Origin of the sequence: Massilia sp. DJPM01 (assembly GCF_030348125.1) — a bacterium.
In the GTDB taxonomy this organism is placed as follows: domain Bacteria; phylum Pseudomonadota; class Gammaproteobacteria; order Burkholderiales; family Burkholderiaceae_D; genus Telluria_A; species Telluria_A frigida.
The window spans coordinates 1-918 of sequence record NZ_JAQOZV010000194.1; the positions used below are offsets into that span (position 1 = coordinate 1).

Genomic DNA, 918 nt, shown 5'->3' on the forward strand with positions numbered 1-918 from the left:
AGCCAGTTCACGCGCCATGCCCGCCCCGAACACCTGCAACTCCACGTCGCGTTCATCGTTCGTACGCTGCACCAGCAGCGCTCCCGCGGCTTCCCCTGGGATGAAGCCAGCCCGGACGCCAGATGCCAAAAGACGCCGTTTGTCGAGATTGTGAATAATCGCGCCTCGATTGACGAAGGTATCGGCAGCGACGATCAAGACTGCGGCATGCCCCTTATCGAACAGCAGTTTGTACGCAAGTTCAAGGGCCGTTGCTACGCTGGTCTGCCCGTCTGCAATCAAGGTGGAGTCGGCATGCACCGGATGGCCTAAATGCTGCTCCAGTCTGCTCAAGATGCCCGTGTCGAGTTCAGTCAGCCTTCCTGCCCGCTCCAGTTCAGCCACGCATAGCAACAGCGGTGTTGAGGCGAGTGCCACCCGATGGTCAGAGGCCAGCGCTTGGCGGATGGCCGATACTGCCATTTGCGCCAGCTTGTCCAACCCTGTGCCTACTCCGGGCCAAGGTACGGGCGAGCCGATTATCGGCTCATGCTCTTGGTCGACGAATGCAAGCTCGATAAAGTTATTCTGGCGGGTGCGCAAGGTGGCGCAGGTTGATGCTGTGTCGAGGCCAACGCTGGTGACCAGACCCGCGCTGCGAATGGCGATGGTTGGGCGGCTCATAAGCGCATCTCGATGGCTGGCCCCCGGCAGCAGCCGGTGGGATCAATGGCCTGTTCAGGCGTGCCGACCTCAACATGACCAATCTCGTCGATGCCGCGCCGCAAGGGTTTTGCGACCCTCCAGGTAACGCTGAATCGTTGCCGATCAGGTTCCAGCAACAGGGTATCGGCGCGCGCCGGCAGGGTCTGCGGTGGCCCGTCTTTCGGATTAAGCGTTACGTCGAGTGATAACGGCGGCAAGGTGAAGTCCAGACGG

1 protein-coding gene and 1 pseudogene are annotated in these 918 nt (G+C 61.0%); both read right to left on the reverse strand.

Translation table 11 applies throughout. The features are described from left to right. A pseudogene (locus tag PO883_RS34615) lies at window positions 1-663 on the reverse strand (hypothetical protein); the annotation flags it as partial. Then, a partial coding sequence (locus tag PO883_RS34620; RefSeq protein ID WP_289313824.1) for a DUF2169 domain-containing protein occupies window positions 660-918 on the reverse strand: 259 nt, incomplete at its 5' end. The pseudogene PO883_RS34615 and the gene PO883_RS34620, both read right to left, overlap by 4 nt.